The organism is Comamonas antarctica (genome assembly GCF_013363755.1).
Taxonomy (GTDB): domain Bacteria; phylum Pseudomonadota; class Gammaproteobacteria; order Burkholderiales; family Burkholderiaceae_C; genus Comamonas; species Comamonas antarctica.
On the sequence record NZ_CP054841.1, the window covers coordinates 482,458 to 499,014 of the forward strand.

Sequence of the window (16,557 nt, forward strand, 5' to 3'; positions counted from 1 at the left end):
ATGGCGGGCCAGGCATGGTTGTACCAGCGATACCCGGCTGGCCGCAACGCGCCTCAGTCAGCCGCCGCGGCAGCACTGCGCCACCAGCGTGCGGTCGGCCGCGGCTGCGCCAGGCTGACCTGCGCGCCCATGACCGGCGTGAGGGTGGACACGCCACGCGCCTCGGCCAGCTGCACGATGCGCTCGAACGGCTCGCTCCAGGCATGCAAGGCCAGGTCGAATGTGCCGTTATGGATAGGCAGCAAGCTCCGGCCGCGCAGGTCCAGATGGGCCTGCAGCGTTTCCTCGGGCTGCATGTGGACGTCCGGCCACTGCGGGTCGTAGGCGCCGGTTTCGACCATGGTCACGTCAAACGGGCCATAGCGCTCGCCAATGCGGCGAAAGTCGGCGTGGTAGCCGGTATCGCCGCTGAAGAACAGCCGCAGTTCACCGGACAACAGCACCCACGATGCCCAGAGGCTGCGGTTGCGGTCGCCCAAGGAACGGCCGGAGAAGTGCTGTGCCGGTGTGGCGATCAATTGCACGCCTTCGACCTCGACCGACTGCCACCAGTCCAGTTGCTGCACCTTGGCCGCAGCCACGCCCCACTCGATCAGGCGGTCGCCCACGCCCAGCGGGGTGATGAAATGCCTGACCTTGGGGGCCAGCGCCCGGATGGCGGCATGGTCCAGATGATCGTAATGGTCGTGCGACAGGATCACGCCCGCGATGGGCGGCAGGTCTTCGAGGCGGATCGGCGGGGCATGGAAACGTTTCGGTCCCATCCATTGCATCGGCGAGGCACGCTGCGAAAACACCGGGTCGGTCAGCCACAGCCCGCCCTGAAGCTTCATCAACAGGGTCGAATGTCCGAGCCGCCACAGGCTGCCCTCGGCTGCCGCCTGCAGCTGCGCCGCCGTCAGCGCGGCCACCGGCACCGGCGCTGCCGGCACGCTGTCGGCAGGCTTGTGGAAAAGAAAGCGCCAGGCGATCGCCAAGCTCTTGCGCCACCCCGGCGCCTCGGCCTGGACCACATTGCGGAAACGGCCCTGCTGCATTTGCGGCGAGCCGCTGTGCTTGGGAAGGACGCTGCTGGCGGAGAACGAAAGACATGCCATGGTGGTGAAATTTCCGGCCAAAAAAAAAGGGGCGCATGAAACGCCGGCAAGCGACTGGCCGAGGCCCGGCCGCAAAGTACACTGATGAGTGTAGTTTTCAAGCGTAAAAAAGTAAACCCGTCAGTGTGATAATTTCGGACATGACGAACGAGCGACTCACAGACCGCAAACGCGCGGCCATCGTGCAAGCCGCCGTGGCGGAGTTCCGCGCCCGCGGCTTCGAGGCCACCAGCATGGACCAGGTGGCGGCCACGGCAGAGGTCTCCAAACGCACGCTGTACAACCACTTTGCCAGCAAGGAAGCGCTGTTCGCGCAGATCCTGCGGCAGCTCTGGGACCGCAGCGCGGCCCGGATGGACCTGGCCTACCGGCCCGATCTGCCGCTCGCGCCACAGCTGTCTGCGCTGCTGCTGCAGAAAGTGGCGCTGGTGTCGGGCGCGGATTTCATCGACCTGGCGCGGGTGGCCCTCACCGCCACGCTGCACTCGCCGCAGCGGGCGCAGGACATGCTGCAGCGACTGGCGCAAAAGGAAAATGCGCTGCTCACCTGGGTGTGCGCGGCGCAACAGGACGGGCGGCTGAAGCCGGCCGATCCCCTGCAGGTGGTGCAGCAAATGGAAAGTTTGGTGAAAGGCAGCGCCTTCTGGCCCCAGGTCACGCTGGGGCAGCCGCGGCTGGGCCCGCGGATGCAAAAGCAGCTGGCGGCCGACACCGCCGAACTGGTTCTGAGCCGCTACGCGGCATGAAGCCGGGGCAACGACGACCTGAGCCGGTTTGGCCACCGTTGAACGTGTCTGCCGGCAGCCGCGGCATCCGGCCAGGCAGGCTGCGGCTCACGGAACAGTGCCGGGCTGCGCGCGGGTTCAGGCAATGGTCATCAGGCTGGCATTGCCGCCCGCGGCCGCGGTGTTGACGCTCAGCGCGCGCTCCATGACCAGCCGCTCCAGCGGCAGTTCCTGCCCGCTGCTGGTGATGCCGGCAATCGGGCCGGGCCGGGCCGCAATGGCCTGCTGGAGCTGGAGCAGCGCGCTGTCGTCGCCATGGTGCAGGACCGCGTCGTATTCGACCTCGGCGGCGGCCCAGTCGGGCACCACGCGGATCGCCTGGCGCACGGCCGGCGGCAGTTGCGCGCACAAGGCCTGGGCCTGCGCCGGCCAGACGGCGCGGCTGCCGACGGCCAGCACCGCCGCCAGCTGCAGCAGGCGGGCGTCGTCGTGGTCCGCCAGGCACAGCACGGCCATGCGCGGCACCAGCGTGTAGACATTGCGCTCGCCCGTGGGCCCGGTCAGTTCGCGCGCCTGACAGCCCGGCGCCAGTGCGTGCCAACGCGTGCAGGCCGCGGCCAGATCGGGCTTGCCGGCATCGGCGGCCCAGCGGCGCAGCGCGTCCAGCGCCGAGCCCTGCGGCCAGCGCGCTGCCGCGGCCTGCTGCGGCGCCGGCGGCATGGCGCGCTGCAGCACATCGCCGGGCCGTTGCGACAGCAGGCGGTAGAGATACAGCGGGCCGCCGGCCTTGGGGCCGGTGCCCGACAAGCCCTCGCCGCCAAACGGCTGCACGCCCACCACCGCACCCACCATGTTGCGGTTCACATAGACATTGCCCGCATGCGCCGCGTCCACCACCTGGGCAATGGTCTCGTCGATGCGGGTATGCAGGCCCAGCGTGAGGCCGTAGCCGGTGGCGTTGATCTGCGCCAGCAGCCGGGGCAGTTCGCTGCGGCGGTAGCGCACGACATGCAGCACCGGGCCGAAGACCTCGCGCTCGAGTTCGGCGATGGCGTCGATCTCGATCAAGGTGGGCAGCACGAAGCTGCCGTGCGCCGGCGCCCCGGCATCGGCCTGCCACGCGCTGCGCCACACCGTGCGGCCCTTGGCCTGCAGCGCGGCCACATGCGCCTCGATGCCGTCGCGGGCCTGCGCGTCGATGACCGGGCCGATGTCCACCGCCAGCTGCGCCGGGTTGCCGATGCGGCTTTGCGCCATCGCGCCGCGCAGCATCTCCAGCGTGCGCTCGGCGCAGTCCTCCTGCAGGCACAGCACGCGCAGCGCCGAGCAGCGCTGGCCGGCGCTGTCAAAGGCCGAAGCGACGACATCGGCCACCACCTGCTCGGCCAGCGCGGAGGAGTCGACGATCATCGCGTTCTGGCCGCCGGTCTCGGCCACCAGCGGCACCGGCTGGCCACTGCGTCCCAGGCGCCGGGCCAGCGTGCGCTGCAGGATGCGCGCGACCTCGGTGGAGCCGGTGAACAGCACGCCTTGCACGCGCGCGTCGCCGACCAGCATCGCGCCCACGGTCTCGCCCTGGCCCGGCAGCAACTGCACGACGGCCGGCGGAACGCCCGCCTGCCAGAGCCGGCGCACCGCCTGCGCGGCCACCAGCGGCGTCTGCTCGGCGGGCTTGGCCAGCACCGGGTTGCCCGCGGCAATGGCGGCGCTGACCTGGCCGATGAAAATCGCCAGCGGGAAGTTCCACGGGCTGATGCAGACCACCGGGCCCAAGGGCACATGTGTGTCGGTGCGGAAATCGGCGCGCGCCTGGGCGGCATAAAAGCGCAGGAAGTCGACGGCTTCGCGCACTTCGGCAATGGCGTTGGCAGCGGTCTTGCCGGCTTCGCGCGCCAGCAGTGCCAGCAGCTGCGCCCGGTCGGCTTCGAGCAGATCGGCCGCGCGCTCGAGGCACGCGGCGCGCTGCGCGGGCGGCGTGGCGGCCCAGGCCGGGGCCGCGGCCTCGGCCGCGCGCAGCGCCTGCTCCACCTGCTGCGATGACGCTTCCTGCACCTGGCCGACCAGATCACGGCGGTCGGCCGGGTTGCGGATCTCGACGGCCTGGCCGTCGAAGCCCTGGCCTGCCGCGGCCGGAGTGGACACGCCGGGCGTCGACACGCCGGGCGCGAGCAAAGGCCCGGCCGACCAGTCGAGGTCCGTGTGCATGGCCGCGCCAATCGCCTGCAGCGTGTCTTCGTTGGACAGGTCCAGGCCTTGCGAGTTGGCGCGGTCCGGGCCGTACAGCGCCACTGGCAGCGGGATCGCTGGATGCGCGGCGCCCAGCTGGCCGGCCGCGCCGGCCATGCGCTCGACGGTGCGCAGTGGGTCTTCCACCAGCGTCTCCAGCGCAATGGCCGGGTCGGCAATGCGGTTCACGAACGAGGTGTTGGCGCCGTTTTCCAGCAGCCGGCGCACCAGGTAGGCCAGCAGGGTTTCATGCGTGCCCACGGGGGCGTAGATGCGGCAGGGCCGGCCCAGCCCGGCCACCACCTGCTCGTACAGCGGCTCGCCCATGCCGTGCAGGCACTGGAATTCATACTGGCCGGCGGTGTAGCGCGCCGGATCGGCCATCTGGTGGATGGCGGCGACGGTGTGCGCGTTGTGCGTGGCGAACTGCGCGAACACCGCGTCCGGCGCATCCAGCAACTGGCGCGCGCAGGCGAGATAGGCCAGGTCGGTGTGCGGCTTGCGCGTGTAGACCGGGTAGCCGTCCTGGCCGTCGACCTGGGCGCGCTTGATCTCGCTGTCCCAGTAGGCGCCCTTGACCAGGCGCACCATCAACCGGTGGCCGCTGCGGCGCGCCAGGTCGACCAGGAAGTCGATGACCGCGGGGCAGCGCTTCTGGTAGGCCTGGATCACGAAGCCGATGCCGTTCCAGCCGGCGAGCCCGGGCTCGAAGCACAGGCGTTCGAGCAGGTCCAGCGACAGCTCGAGCCGGTCGGCCTCCTCGGCATCGATGTTCAGGCCGATGTCGTATTGCCGGGCCTGCAAGGCCAGCGCCAGCACGCGGGGATAGAGTTCCTCCATCACACGCGTGTACTGCGCGCGGCTGTAGCGCGGGTGCAGCGCCGACAGCTTGATCGAGATGCCCGGCCCGGCTTCGATGCCCGCACCCGCGGCGGCGCGGCCGATGGCGTCGATGGCCTGCCGGTAGTCGGCCAGATAGCGCTGCGCGTCGGCTTCGGTCAGCGCGGCCTCGCCCAGCATGTCGTAGGAATAGCGAAAGCCCCTGGCCTCGAGCGCCTGGGCGTGCTGCAGCGCCTCGGCAATGGTTTCACCGGCGACGAACTGCTCGCCCATCACGCGCATGGCCATGTCCACGCCCTTGCGGATCAGCGGCTCGCCGCCTTTGCCGATGATGCGCGCCAGCGTGGCCGACAGCCCGCTCTCGCTGTGGGTTGCCACCAGCCGGCCGGTGAGCAGCAGCCCCCAGGTGGCGGCGTTGACGAACAGCGAGGGGCTGCGGCCGAGGTGCCGGCGCCAGTCGCCCTCGGCAATCTTGTCGCGGATCAGCGCGTCGCGCGTGGCGGCATCGGGAATGCGCAGCAGCGCCTCGGCCAGGCACATCAGCGCCACGCCTTCGCTGGACGACAGCGAGTATTCCTGCAGCAGGCCCTGCACGAGGCCGGCACGTCCGCTGGCGCTTTTGCGCTCGCGCAGGCCGCGCGCCAGCTGCAGCGCGAGCGCATCGGTGGCCGGGGTATCGGCCGCAGCCGCACGGGCGCGCGGCAGCAGCGCCGCAACGGCGTCGGCTTCAGGCAGGCGCGTCGCCGCGGTGATGGCCTGGCGCAGCGGCGCGCGCGGGTGGGTGGGGCCTTCGGCAAAAGCCGGGCGGCAAGCGGCAGCGGGAGAAAAGGACATGGCGTCGAGGGTGAGTTGATGCGCCAATGGTGCTGGGGAGTGGCTAAAATATTTATCCAAAATAACGACGTCAGACCGAATAAAAAGCCAGAAAATGGAAAACGACCACGCATCTGAACGGCTCGACCGCATGGACCTGCGCATTCTCTCGCTGCTGCAGTCCGACGGCCGCCTCTCCAACCTCAAGCTGGCCGAGGCCATCAGCCTCTCGCCCACGGCCACGCTGGCGCGCGTGCAGCGGCTCACGCGCGAAGGCTTCATCCTGGGCTACGAAGCCCGGCTCAATCCCATCAAGCTCGAGGCCGGCATGCTGGTGTTTGTCGAAGTGCTGCTCGACCGCACCACGCCCAATGTCTTCGAGGAGTTCAAGGTGGCGGTGCAGCTGCAGCCCGAGATCATGGAATGCCACATGGTGGCCGGCGGCTTCGACTACCTGCTCAAGACGCGCAGCGCCGACATGAACGCCTACCGGGTGTTTGCCGGCAACGTGCTGTGGCAGCTGCCCGGGGTGCGCGAGACGCGCACCTATGCGGTGATGGAGGAGGTGAAGAACTCCTCGCATCTGCACCTGCGCGGATTGGGCTGAAGTCATCGCCCCTGTCGCGCCCTGGCATCGCGCGGGACCGGCCCGTGACCAGGCACCGGTCAATGCTTGACCGGCGATTGCCAGCGCCCGGCTCAGCCGGGCTGCGCCTCGGCAAGCTGCAAGACATAGGCGCGCACGTCCCGCGGCCAGGAGGACATCCGTGCCGCCAGTTGCGCGTGGTCATCGGCAAACAGCGCACGCGCGGCATCCTCGAAGCCGCAGAGGTCGCCGGCCAGCGCGGACATGGCGTGGTACGCGCGTTCGCGCCGGCGGCGCGTCAGGCCCAGGTCGGCATCGCCGCGCCGTGCTTCATGCACCAGCTTGCGCAAGGCCACCGAGGCGCCGCCAGGCTGCGCTGCCAGCCACTCCCAATGTTCGGGCAGCAGCGTCACTTCCCGGGCCACGACACCCAGCCTGGGACGGCCACGGCTTCTGGCCGACGGGGCTGCGACCGCGGGCGCAGGCGCGCTGGCATAGCGCGCCGAGACCGCTGGCTCATCCCCGCGCAGATCCAGGTCCGTGGGCTGGCCGGTGGCGTCGCTGAAGACCAGCGCCTGCGCCTCGGGCTGCGCCTGCTGCGCACGCAAAACGGCCAGCGCCACTTCATGCAGCGGGCCGGAGGCAATGCGGCAGCCATTGGCGAAGGCGGTGTGGTGCAGAGGGGTAGATGTTTCCATGCCGAAATATTACCCGGATTAAATTAACCAGTCAATAACACCCGGGTATAAATCAGGCAAGAGCATTGCCAGCTCTTCACGCAATGTGAAGAGGGGGTGCCGCGCACAGACTGGGCGCGCGCGCGCTGCCTGCCGAGAATGCTCCCAAGCCCGCTTGCCCAGGTGCGGCAGGCGGGCAAACAACGACAGGAGACCCCGATGACAGCCCCCGACCCCCATCCCTTGCAGATTCCTTCGCTGCGCGGCCAGTGCTCCGAGGCCGAATGGCAGGCGCGCGTCGACCTGGCCGCGTGCTACCGGCTGATCGCGCACTACGGCATGGCCGACATGATGGCCAACCATATCTCGGCGCGCGTTCCCGGCGAGGACGGCGCCTTCCTGATCAACGCCTACGGAATGATGTACGAGGAAATCACGGCCTCGAGCCTGATCAAGGTCGACCATGAGGGCAATGTGCTGTCCAAGCCCGATTTCGGCGCGCTCGATTACGGTGTCAACCAGGCCGGCTATGTGATCCACAGCGCCGTGCATGCGGCCCGGCCCGAGGTCGACTGCGTGATCCACACCCACAGCTGGGCCTCGATGGCGGTGTCGTCGCTGGCCTGCGGCCTGCTGCCGCTCACGCAGACCGCGATGCGCTTTCTGAAGATCGGCTACCACGACTACCAGGGCGTGGTGCTGAACCTCGACGAGCAGGAATCAATCATCCGCGACCTGGGCCAGGGCGAGGCCTTGATCCTGCGCAACCACGGCGCCATGACCGTGGGCCGCTCGGTGGGCGAAGCCTTCAACTGGATGCACAGGCTCGAGCTGGCCTGCCGCGCGCAGCTCGCGGCCATGGCCTGCAATACGCCGTTGGCCGCGGTCGCGCCCGCGGTGCTGGAGGAGACCTGGAACAACTACCAGCCCGGCACGCGCCGCCCCTACGGCCTGATGGAATGGCCTGCGCTGCTGCGCAAGCTCGACCGCATGGACCCCGGCTACCGCCTCTGAGGCGCGGTGCCAAGAATTACAAGCAGGAGACAAACCGATGAAATCCGCATCCGCTGGCGCCGCGCGCGCCCATCCGCACCAGCCTGCCCGGCGCCGCGCGCTGTGCGCCGGCCTCGGCCTCGCGCTGGCCCTGCCGCTGGCCGCGCCGGCGCAGACCGCGGCCTATCCCGCCAAGCCGGTCAAGGTCATCGTCGCGTTCACGGCCGGCGGCACCACCGACCTGCTGGCGCGCAGCGTGTCGCAAAAGCTCTCGGAAAAACTGGGCCAGTCGTTCGTGATCGAGAACCGGCCCGGTGGCGGCGGCAACATCGGCACCGAATCCGTGGTGCGCGCCGCGCCCGACGGCTACACGCTGATCGTGAACTCGGTGGGGCCGATCTCGGTCAACCAGTCGCTCTACAAGAAGATGGCGTACGACCCCCTCAAGGACCTGGTGCCTATCGTGCAGATCGCCGACGTGCCCAATGTGCTGGTGGTCCACCCGTCGGTGCCGGCCAACAGCTTCGATGAATTCCTGGCCTATGCGAAGACGCGCCCGGCCGACTTCAACTACGGCTCCACCGGCGTGGGCACCTCGTCGCACCTGTCGAGCTTCATGCTGATGCAGAACCTGGGCGTCGAGGCCTTGCACGTGCCCTACAAGGGCGCGAATGCGCTCAACGACCTGCTCGCGGGCCGGCTGCAGTTCATGTTCGCGACGATTCCCTCGGTGGTCTCGCAGATCCACGCCGGCAAGCTCAAGGCGCTGGCCGTCTCGAGCGCCCAGCCCTCGCGCGCGCTGCCCAGGGTGCCGACGGTGGCCAGCCGCATCCCGGGCTTCGAGGCCGGCTCCTGGTTCGGCTTCTTCGCGCCCAAGGGCACGGCGCCCGAGGTCGTGCAGCTGCTCAACCAGGAAGTCAACGCCATCCTGCCCCAGCTCAATGACCAGATGGTGCGCGAAGGCGCCGACCCGGTCGGCGGCTCGGCGGAGCAGTTCGCGCGCATGACCCAGCGCGAGTTCGTCAAGTGGCGCAAGATCGTCAAGGACTCGGGTGCTTCGGTCGATTGAGGAAACACTGCGCATGACGCCTCTTTGCATTCTGGTTTCGGCGGCGGCGCGCGCGGCCCACGGCGACGCCATTGCCCGGGCCCTGGACGGGCGCGCGCACGCGCTGGTCACGCCCGAAGATGACGCGGCGCATGCCGCGGAAATCGCCTTTGTCTCGCGCGATGTCACCGGCCTGTCGACCAAGCATGAAATCCTGCCCGAGACCCAGCGCTTCTACGCTGCGATGGCGGCGTCGCCGCGCCTGCGCTGGGTGCAGGTGCACTCGGCGGGCATGGACCGTGCGATCTACACCGAGCTGCAGCAAAAAGGCGTCATGCTCAGCACCTCGGCGGGCAGCAATGCGGAGGTCGTGGCGCAGACCGCGGTCGCGGGCCTGCTCGCGCTCGGGCGCCGGTTCCCGGAACTGATCGCGGCGCAGCGCCGCGGCGAATGGTCGCCCCTGATCCACCGGCCGCTGCCGCCCGATATCCACGGCCAGACCGCGACCATCGTCGGCTGGGGCGAGATCGGCCAGGCCATCGCCCGCATCCTGGCGGCGATCGGCCTGCAGATCCAGGTGGTGCGCAGCAGCGGCGCGCCCACGGACCAGGGCCATGCGTGCTGCGCCTACGAGCAGATCGCGCAGCTGCTGCCGGCCAGCGACTGGCTGATCCTGGCCTGCCCGCTGACCGCGCGCACGCAGCAGCTGATCGATGCCGCGGCCCTGCGCGCGCTGCCGCGCGGCGCGGGCGTGATCAATGTCGCGCGCGGCGATGTGCTGGATGAAGCCGCGCTGATTGCCGCGCTCGACAGCGGGCACCTGGGCGGCGCCTACCTCGACGTGTTCGCGCATGAGCCGCTCGCGCCCGACTCGCCGTTGTGGTCCATGCCGCAGGTGCTGGCCACGCCGCACAGCGCCGGCTTTTCGGCGGGCAATGCGCAGCGCGTGGTGCAGCTGTTTCTGGGCAACCTGCGCCGCTACGCCCAGGGGCAGACGCCGCAGCGGCTGGCGCCGGCCGCCTGAGCCGCGCGCTCAATCCTGGAAAAGCCGCGCGCCTTTCCACTGCCCGCGCTGCACGGCCGCGCGCGCGACATCGGCAATGACCACGCGCGCGGCGCGTGCCGCGGGTGACAGATCCTCGTCCGACAAACTCGCCAGCAGGTTCTGCCGGCCCATGCCCTCGTCGGCGATTTCCAGGTGCCGCAGGCCGGCATCGGCATGCCGCGTGGTCGCGGCGCCGGGCTGGATCGAGGCCGCGCCGCCGTCCAGGACGCTGTCCATCAGCAGCGCCAGGCCGTCGACTTCGAGCGCGATATGCGGCGTGACCTTGGCGCGCATGAAGCCTGCGTCCACCAGCGCGCGCAGGCCGTGCGTTGCGCTGGGCAGCACCAGCGGCACATCGGCGAGCTCGGACAGGAATATCTTTTCCTTGAACGCCAGGCCCGCAAGCGTGGGCGCGGCGATCAGAAACAGCTTCTCCTCGAGCAGCGGCGCGGTGTGCCAATGGCGGTGCGCATCGGCCTTGAAGATGATGCCCAGGTCGATGCGCCGCGCATTGAGCATGCCGGCCAGGTTGCCCGACAGCGCTTCGACCAGGTGCAGGCGGATCTCGGGATAGCGCGCGCGCATTGCCTGCTGGAACGGCAGCCCGAGCACCGAGGCCGTGGTCGGCGCGAAGCCCACGCTGACCTGCCCCGACAGGCGCGCCTGCTTGGCGGCCTGCGCCGCGTTGTCGAGGTTGCGCAGCGCGAGCATGGCATGGTGCAGGAAGGCCATGCCGGCCTCGGTGGGCACCACGCCCGCGGGCGAGCGCTGCAGCAGCCGCGTCGACAGCTCGCTCTCGAGCCGGCTGATCTGCTGGCTCAGCGCCGACGTGACCACCTCCAGCTCGCTTGCGGCCCGGCCCATGCTGCCCAGCTCGCAGGTCTTGATGAAATAGCGCAGTTGCCTGATTTCCATGGCGGGGTCCCTCGTTGTGCGGCGATCGCCAGCGCCGCGCTGCAATGCCGGCAGGCGGCCATTATGGTGCGATGATCTGCCTCCTCTGCGCCAGCCGGCGGGACAGCTACAGGACAGGCCATGGAATTGCGGCAGCTGCGCTACTTTGTGCGCATCGTGGAAATGGGTTCGATGAGCCGCGCGGCGCGCGAGCTCGACGTGGTGCAGTCGGCATTGAGCCAGCAGATCACCAAGCTCGAAAGCGAGCTCGCGGTGCGGCTGCTGCAGCGCACGCCGCGCGGCGTCGAGCCGACCGAAGCCGGCGTGGCCTTTTTTCGCGAAGCCCAGCTGGCGCTGCGCCATGCCGACCAGGCGGTGCGCAGCGCCCAGCAGTCGCGGCTGTCGGGCTCGGTGAGCCTGGGCCTGGCGCCGACCACGGCCAGCATTGTCGGGCTGCCGCTGATGCAGGCGATGCGCGCGCGCTATCCCGACGTGCGGCTGCATCTGGTCGGCAGCATGTCGGGCCATCTCGCGGAAATGCTCAACGCGCGCGCGCTGGACCTGGCGGTGCTGTTTGATTCGCGCCTGCATGGCGCACAGGCCCGTCCCGGCGGGCGGCGCTGGCAGGTGCAGCCGCTGATCGAGGAACGGCTGTTCCTGATCCGCTCGCGGCGCCACGCGCCGGCGCGCGCGCTGCCCGCGTCCATGGCGCTGGCCGAGCTCGCCGACGAGCCGCTGATCCTGCCCACGGGCCAGCACGGCCTGCGCAGCACGCTGGACACGGCGTTTGCGCAGGCGCGCTTCGCGCCGCAGGTGGTGCTCGAGGTCGACTCGCTGGCCATGGTCATGGCGGCCGTCGATGCGGGTCTGGGCTCGACGCTGCAGCCCTGGGCGGCGCTCGGTCGCTTCGAGGATGCGCAGCAGCGCTTCGAAGCCGTGCCCATCACCGACCGCGATGCCCAGCGCACCAACCTGCTGTGCAGCCTGTCCGAGGACGAGCTGTCGCCAGCCGCGCTGGCGACGCGCGTGGTGCTGGTCGACTGCGTGCGCACGCTGGTGCAGTCCGGCCGCTGGAGCGGCGCCACGCTGATCCATCACGATCACTGATACCCCCATGCCATAGCCCCCCTGCACCGGGGGCCAGCGAATTCCTACAGTGGAGCTCCCACGAGAGAGACTGCAAGGAGAATTCGCATGGACACCGATGTACTGGTCATCGGTGGCGGCAACGCTGCCCTTTGCGCCGCCCTGATGGCGCGCGAGGCGGGCATGCGCGTGCTGCTGCTGGAGTCCGCCCCGCGCGCCTGGCGCGGCGGCAACTCCGCCCACACCCGCAACCTGCGCTGCATGCATGACGCGCCGCAAGACGTGCTGGTCGAGGCCTATCCCGAGGAAGAGTACTGGCAGGACCTGCTCAAGGTCACGGGCGGCCTCACCGACGAGCATCTGGCGCGCCTGGTGATCCGCGCGTCCTCGACCTGCCGCGACTGGATGCGCCGCCACGGCGTGCACTTCCAGCCGCCGCTGTCGGGCGCGCTGCATGTGGCGCGCACCAATGCCTTCTTCATGGGCGGCGGCAAGGCGCTGGTCAATGCCTACTTCCGCAGCGCCGAGGCGCTGGGCGTCGAGATCCGCTACGAGGCGCCCGTCGACCGGCTCGAGATCGAGGACGGCCGCTTTGTCGCGGCATGGTCCCAGGGCCAGCGCATCAGCGCCAGGAGCTGCGTGCTGGCGGCCGGCGGCTTCGAGTCCAACCGCGACTGGCTGCGCGAGGCCTGGGGCCGGAACGCGCGCGGCGAATGGCCGTCGGACAACTTCCTGATCCGCGGCACGGCCTACAACCAGGGCGTGCTGCTGCGCCACATGCTCGACGAACAGCAGGCCGACCGCATCGGCGACCCGACGCAGGCGCACATGGTGGCCATCGACGCGCGCGCCCCGCTCTACGACGGCGGCATCTGCACGCGCATCGACTGCGTCTCGCTGGGCGTGGTGGTCAACCGCGACGCGGAGCGCTTCTACGACGAAGGCGAGGATTTCTGGCCCAAGCGCTATGCGATCTGGGGCCGGCTGGTGGCGCAGCAGCCGGGCCAGGTCGCCTACTCGATCATCGATGCCAAGGCCATCGGCCGCTTCATGCCGCCGGTGTTCCCGGGCATCCGCGCCGACAGCCTGCCCGAACTGGCACAAAAGCTCGGGCTCGACGTCGCGACCTTCATGCAGACCCTGGACAGCTACAACGCGGCCTGCCGTGTCGGCCAGTTCGACCACACCGCGCTCGACGACTGCTACACCGAGGGCGTCGCGCCGGCCAAGACCCACTGGGCCCGGCCCATCGATACCGCGCCGTTCTACGGCTATGCGCTGCGCCCGGGCGTGACCTTCACCTACCTGGGCCTCAAGGTCGACGACACCGCGGCCGTGCGCTTTGCCGGCAAGCCCAGCGGCAATCTGTTCGTGGCCGGCGAAATGATGGCCGGCAATGTGCTCGGCAAGGGCTACACGGCCGGCGTCGGCATGTCCATCGGCACGGCCTTCGGCCGCATTGCCGGGCGCAACGCGGCCTTGGCCGCACAGGGCCGGCCGGCCATGGCCGGCGCCGTCCAAGACTAGGAAGCGTTCCATGCAAACCCTGCAATCCCTGACCGAAGACGCCAAGGCGCTGGCCAACGGCATGCCCGTCATCGCCGCCAAGTCAAGTGCCAAAGTCATCCCCATCCAGGCCATCTCCGCCGAAGCCGAGGTCGCGCGCGCGCTGCAGATCTGCAATGCCTGCCGCTACTGCGAAGGTTTTTGCGCGGTGTTCCCGGCGATGACGCGCCGGCTCGAGTTCGGCACGGCCGACGTGCACTATCTCGCCAACCTGTGCCACAACTGCGGCGCCTGCCTGCATGCCTGCCAGTACGCGCCGCCGCACGAATTCGCCGTCAACATCCCCAAGGCCATGGCCGAGGTGCGCGGCAAGACCTATGCCGACTACGCCTGGCCCAGCGCGCTCGGAGGCCTCTACCGGCGCAACGGCCTGACGCTGTCGCTGGCGCTGGTGGCGGCGCTGACGCTGTTCCTGGTGCTGGCCGTCGTGCTGCAGGGCCAGGGCCTGGGCGCGCTCTGGGGCGCCGAGCCGGGCGGCAATTTCTACCGCCTGTTCCCGCACAACCTGCTGGTGGGCATGTTCGCGCCGGTGTTCCTGTTCGTGGTGTTCGCGCTGGGCATGGGCGTGCGCCGCTTCTGGAAGGAGGTCAAGCCCGCGACCAGCGGCGCCGATGTCAACCGCCCCGCGGCCGCCGAAGCCGCATCCGACGTGCTGCGCCTCAAGTACCTGGACGGCGGCCACGGCGAGGGCTGCAGCAACGCGGACGACGCCTACACGCTGGCGCGCCGGCGCTGCCATCACCTGACCTTCTACGGCTTTGTGCTGTGCTTTGCCGCGACCGCGCTGGCCACGGTCTACCACTACGTGTTCGGCTGGGCCGCGCCCTACGACCTGCCCAGCCTGCCCAAGCTCCTGGGCGCGGTCGGCGGCGTGGGCCTGATGCTGGGCACGGCCGGCCTGTGGCGCCTGAACCGCCGGCGCGATCCGCAGCACGGCGACCTGCGGCAAAAGCCCATGGACCTGGGTTTCATCGCCCTGCTGTTCCTGGTGAGCAGCAGTGGCCTGGCGCTGTGGCTCGGACGCGGCACGCCCGCGCTGGCGCTGCTGCTGTGCCTGCACCTGGGCGCGGTGATGGCGCTGTTTGCCACCCTGCCCTACGGCAAGTTCGCGCATGGCGTGTTCCGCACGGCCGCGCTGCTGCGCCACAACACCGAAAAGCGCCAGCCCAACCCGATCGGGCTGGGCGCCGACTGAAGCCCCGGCCAGGCCAGGCCCGGCCGGGCCGGGCCGGGCCGGCCGCACTTTTTCCTCATAACGATTCGGAGACAAACCCATGTATCGTCGCTCACTGCTGCATACCGCATTGCTTGCCGCCTCGGCGCTGGCCCTGGCCGGCCTGGCCCAGGCCCAGGACTTTCCACCGAAGAAATCCGTGACCATGGTCGTGGGCTTTGCCGCCGGCGGCGCCGCCGATGCGGCCGCGCGGCTGATCGCCAAGAAGCTCGGCGAGAACATCGGCCAGTCGGTCGTGGTCGAGAACAAGGGCGGCGCGGGCGGCAACATCGCGCATGGCCAGGTGGCCAATGCCGCCACCGACGGCTCGGTGCTGCTGTTCGGCTCGGTCGGGCCGCTGACCATTGCGCCGCATGTGATGAAGCTCAACTACGACCCGTTCAAGGACCTCGCGCCGATCTCGGGCGGCGTGAACTTCCCGAATGTGCTGGTCGTGCACCGCGGCGCGGGCGTGAAGACGCTCCAGGAGTTCGTCGCGCTGGCGAAGAAGAAGCCCGCCAGCGTGGACTACGCCTCGTCGGGCGCGGCCTCGGCCTCGCACCTCGCGGGCGAACTGTTCAACCAGCGCGCGGGCGTGGAGATGGTGCATGTGCCCTACAAGGGCGGCGCGCCGGCGCTGCAGGACCTGCTGGGCGAGCGCGTGACCAGCTACTTTGCCGCGCCGCCCACGGCGCTGCCGCATGTCGAGACCGGCAAGCTGATTCCCCTGGCCACCACCGGCCTCACGCGGCCCGCCTACATGCCCGACATTCCCACCGTGGCCGAGGCCGGCTTCCCCGGCTTCGAAGCCCTCAACTGGTATGCGTTTGTCGGCCCGGCCAAGACGCCCACGGCCATTCTGGAGCGCTGGAACCGCGAGATCGTCAAGGTGCTGGGCGACGAGGAAGTCCGCAAGGCGCTGCTGCACCACGGCCTGACCCCGCAGCCCACGACGCGCGCGGAGCTCGCGGCCTTCATGCAAAAGGAATACGCGCAGTGGGGCAAGGTGGTGCGCGAGCGCAAGCTGGCGGCGAACTGAGCCCGGCTAGAACAGCGGCGTGGCCGGCAGCTGCTGCTCGGCGCGCCCGCGCGCCGTGGCCATCAGTTCCTTGCGGGTGTGGTCGATGTGCGCCTCCAGCAGCTTGACCACCTTGTCGACATCGTGCTCGCGGCAGGCGCCCAGCAGCGCGTAGTGGTCTTCCATGGGCTTGTCGCGGCCCGTCGCCTCCGACATCGCCACGTGGGTGTAGCGGTCGGTGTTGAGGCAGTATTCCTCGATCAGCTGGCGCAGCCGGCCATTGTTGGCCGGCGCCGACAGCGCCAGGTGGAACTGGCGGTTGTACTCGGCCCAGTCGCCCACGACCTCCGACACCGAATACGCGGCCAGGATGCGCTCCATGGCCTCGAAATCGCGCTCCACCATGTTCGGCACCGCCAGCCGGGCCGCATGGCATTCGAGCGCCACCCGGATGTCCAGCAACTCGCAGATCTGCTGCGCGTTCATGCCCGCCACCACCGCGCCGCGGTTCAGGTGATGCACCACCAGGCCCTCTGACTCCAACTGGCGCAATGCCTCGCGCACCGGGATGCGGCTTGCGCTGAAGCGCGTGGCCAGCGCGTCCTGGCGCAACTGATGACCCGCCTGCAATTTGCCACTCAGGATTTCGTTGCGCAGCACTTCACGAATGGTTTGGTGAAGGGCCTGGGACGTGGTGCTCGTACGGGATCTCATGGGTGTATTGGATCAG

Annotated in this window: 14 protein-coding genes; 9 read left to right on the top strand and 5 right to left on the bottom strand. The window is 69.6% G+C overall.

Going from position 1 to position 16,557, the window contains the following annotated elements; translation table 11 throughout:
• Nucleotides 1-53 precede the first annotated feature (53 nt).
• Nucleotides 54-1,097: an MBL fold metallo-hydrolase gene (locus HUK68_RS21545; protein WP_175506289.1), complete on the bottom strand. Its 1,044-nt coding sequence runs from the start codon at nucleotides 1,095-1,097 to the stop codon at nucleotides 54-56.
• A gap of 140 nt (nucleotides 1,098-1,237) precedes the next feature.
• On the opposite strand from HUK68_RS21545, the gene HUK68_RS21550 reads away from it, so the two are divergent.
• Entirely contained in the window at nucleotides 1,238-1,843 is a 606-nt protein-coding gene (locus HUK68_RS21550; RefSeq protein WP_175506290.1) for a TetR/AcrR family transcriptional regulator, read from the top strand.
• A gap of 117 nt (nucleotides 1,844-1,960) precedes the next feature.
• Here the strand turns inward: HUK68_RS21550 and putA are convergent, their stop codons facing one another.
• Nucleotides 1,961-5,722: a trifunctional transcriptional regulator/proline dehydrogenase/L-glutamate gamma-semialdehyde dehydrogenase gene (gene putA, locus HUK68_RS21555; RefSeq protein ID WP_244146381.1), complete on the bottom strand. Its 3,762-nt coding sequence runs from the start codon at nucleotides 5,720-5,722 to the stop codon at nucleotides 1,961-1,963.
• A 94-nt stretch (nucleotides 5,723-5,816) separates the two neighbouring features.
• Here putA and HUK68_RS21560 point away from each other — a divergent pair, with 94 nt between their 5' ends.
• Entirely contained in the window at nucleotides 5,817-6,308 is a 492-nt protein-coding gene (locus tag HUK68_RS21560) for an Lrp/AsnC ligand binding domain-containing protein (RefSeq protein WP_175506292.1), read from the top strand.
• Nucleotides 6,309-6,400: 92 nt separating this feature from the next.
• On the opposite strand, the gene HUK68_RS21565 is transcribed toward HUK68_RS21560, so the two are convergent.
• A complete protein-coding gene (locus HUK68_RS21565) occupies nucleotides 6,401-6,985 on the bottom strand; it encodes a DUF2239 family protein (protein ID WP_175506293.1) in 585 nt (194 codons plus the stop codon).
• 198 nt (nucleotides 6,986-7,183) lie between these two features.
• On the opposite strand from HUK68_RS21565, the gene HUK68_RS21570 reads away from it, so the two are divergent.
• The 3 genes from HUK68_RS21570 to HUK68_RS21580 are packed head-to-tail and all read left to right on the top strand — an operon-like array spanning nucleotide 7,184 to nucleotide 10,029.
• Nucleotides 7,184-7,978, top strand: coding sequence for a class II aldolase/adducin family protein (locus HUK68_RS21570; protein WP_175506294.1), 795 nt, complete (start codon nucleotides 7,184-7,186; stop codon nucleotides 7,976-7,978).
• Between the two features lie 37 nt (nucleotides 7,979-8,015).
• Nucleotides 8,016-9,026: a Bug family tripartite tricarboxylate transporter substrate binding protein gene (locus tag HUK68_RS21575; protein WP_175506295.1), complete on the top strand. Its 1,011-nt coding sequence runs from the start codon at nucleotides 8,016-8,018 to the stop codon at nucleotides 9,024-9,026.
• Between the two features lie 13 nt (nucleotides 9,027-9,039).
• Complete coding sequence (locus tag HUK68_RS21580; RefSeq protein ID WP_175506296.1) at nucleotides 9,040-10,029, top strand: D-2-hydroxyacid dehydrogenase; 990 nt, start codon at nucleotides 9,040-9,042, stop codon at nucleotides 10,027-10,029.
• A 9-nt stretch (nucleotides 10,030-10,038) separates the two neighbouring features.
• On the opposite strand, the gene HUK68_RS21585 is transcribed toward HUK68_RS21580, so the two are convergent.
• Nucleotides 10,039-10,965 (bottom strand): LysR family transcriptional regulator, encoded by a 927-nt coding sequence (locus tag HUK68_RS21585; protein ID WP_175506297.1) that lies wholly within the window; start codon nucleotides 10,963-10,965, stop codon nucleotides 10,039-10,041.
• 120 nt (nucleotides 10,966-11,085) lie between these two features.
• On the opposite strand from HUK68_RS21585, the gene HUK68_RS21590 reads away from it, so the two are divergent.
• From HUK68_RS21590 to HUK68_RS21605, 4 genes are all read left to right on the top strand, one after another.
• Nucleotides 11,086-12,051: a LysR family transcriptional regulator gene (locus HUK68_RS21590; RefSeq protein WP_175506298.1), complete on the top strand. Its 966-nt coding sequence runs from the start codon at nucleotides 11,086-11,088 to the stop codon at nucleotides 12,049-12,051.
• A gap of 87 nt (nucleotides 12,052-12,138) precedes the next feature.
• Nucleotides 12,139-13,557, top strand: coding sequence for an FAD-dependent tricarballylate dehydrogenase TcuA (tcuA, locus tag HUK68_RS21595; RefSeq protein ID WP_175506299.1), 1,419 nt, complete (start codon nucleotides 12,139-12,141; stop codon nucleotides 13,555-13,557).
• A gap of 10 nt (nucleotides 13,558-13,567) precedes the next feature.
• Nucleotides 13,568-14,791 carry a tricarballylate utilization 4Fe-4S protein TcuB gene (tcuB, locus tag HUK68_RS21600; protein WP_175506300.1) on the top strand — a complete coding sequence of 408 codons (1,224 nt, stop codon included), beginning with the start codon at nucleotides 13,568-13,570 and terminating at the stop codon, nucleotides 14,789-14,791.
• Between the two features lie 79 nt (nucleotides 14,792-14,870).
• Nucleotides 14,871-15,848, top strand: coding sequence for a Bug family tripartite tricarboxylate transporter substrate binding protein (locus HUK68_RS21605; protein WP_175506301.1), 978 nt, complete (start codon nucleotides 14,871-14,873; stop codon nucleotides 15,846-15,848).
• A gap of 6 nt (nucleotides 15,849-15,854) precedes the next feature.
• Here the strand turns inward: HUK68_RS21605 and HUK68_RS21610 are convergent, their stop codons facing one another.
• On the bottom strand, nucleotides 15,855-16,541 hold the full coding sequence (locus tag HUK68_RS21610; protein WP_175506302.1) for a GntR family transcriptional regulator: 687 nt from the start codon (nucleotides 16,539-16,541) through the stop codon (nucleotides 15,855-15,857).
• Nucleotides 16,542-16,557: the final 16 nt, after the last annotated feature.

Excerpts from the sequence above, each read along its gene's own strand:
- putA (WP_244146381.1), bottom strand. The coding sequence starts at position 5,722 with ATGTCCTTTTCTCCCGCTGCCGCTTGCCGCCCGGCTTTTGCCGAAGGC.
- tcuA (WP_175506299.1), top strand. The coding sequence starts at position 12,139 with ATGGACACCGATGTACTGGTCATCGGTGGCGGCAACGCTGCCCTTTGC.
- HUK68_RS21590 (WP_175506298.1), top strand. The coding sequence starts at position 11,086 with ATGGAATTGCGGCAGCTGCGCTACTTTGTGCGCATCGTGGAAATGGGT.
- HUK68_RS21580 (WP_175506296.1), top strand. The coding sequence starts at position 9,040 with ATGACGCCTCTTTGCATTCTGGTTTCGGCGGCGGCGCGCGCGGCCCAC.
- tcuB (WP_175506300.1), top strand. The coding sequence starts at position 13,568 with ATGCAAACCCTGCAATCCCTGACCGAAGACGCCAAGGCGCTGGCCAAC.
- HUK68_RS21550 (WP_175506290.1), top strand. The coding sequence starts at position 1,238 with ATGACGAACGAGCGACTCACAGACCGCAAACGCGCGGCCATCGTGCAA.
- HUK68_RS21605 (WP_175506301.1), top strand. The coding sequence starts at position 14,871 with ATGTATCGTCGCTCACTGCTGCATACCGCATTGCTTGCCGCCTCGGCG.
- HUK68_RS21585 (WP_175506297.1), bottom strand. The coding sequence starts at position 10,965 with ATGGAAATCAGGCAACTGCGCTATTTCATCAAGACCTGCGAGCTGGGC.
- HUK68_RS21545 (WP_175506289.1), bottom strand. The coding sequence starts at position 1,097 with ATGGCATGTCTTTCGTTCTCCGCCAGCAGCGTCCTTCCCAAGCACAGC.
- HUK68_RS21570 (WP_175506294.1), top strand. The coding sequence starts at position 7,184 with ATGACAGCCCCCGACCCCCATCCCTTGCAGATTCCTTCGCTGCGCGGC.
- HUK68_RS21610 (WP_175506302.1), bottom strand. The coding sequence starts at position 16,541 with ATGAGATCCCGTACGAGCACCACGTCCCAGGCCCTTCACCAAACCATT.
- HUK68_RS21560 (WP_175506292.1), top strand. The coding sequence starts at position 5,817 with ATGGAAAACGACCACGCATCTGAACGGCTCGACCGCATGGACCTGCGC.
- HUK68_RS21575 (WP_175506295.1), top strand. The coding sequence starts at position 8,016 with ATGAAATCCGCATCCGCTGGCGCCGCGCGCGCCCATCCGCACCAGCCT.
- HUK68_RS21565 (WP_175506293.1), bottom strand. The coding sequence starts at position 6,985 with ATGGAAACATCTACCCCTCTGCACCACACCGCCTTCGCCAATGGCTGC.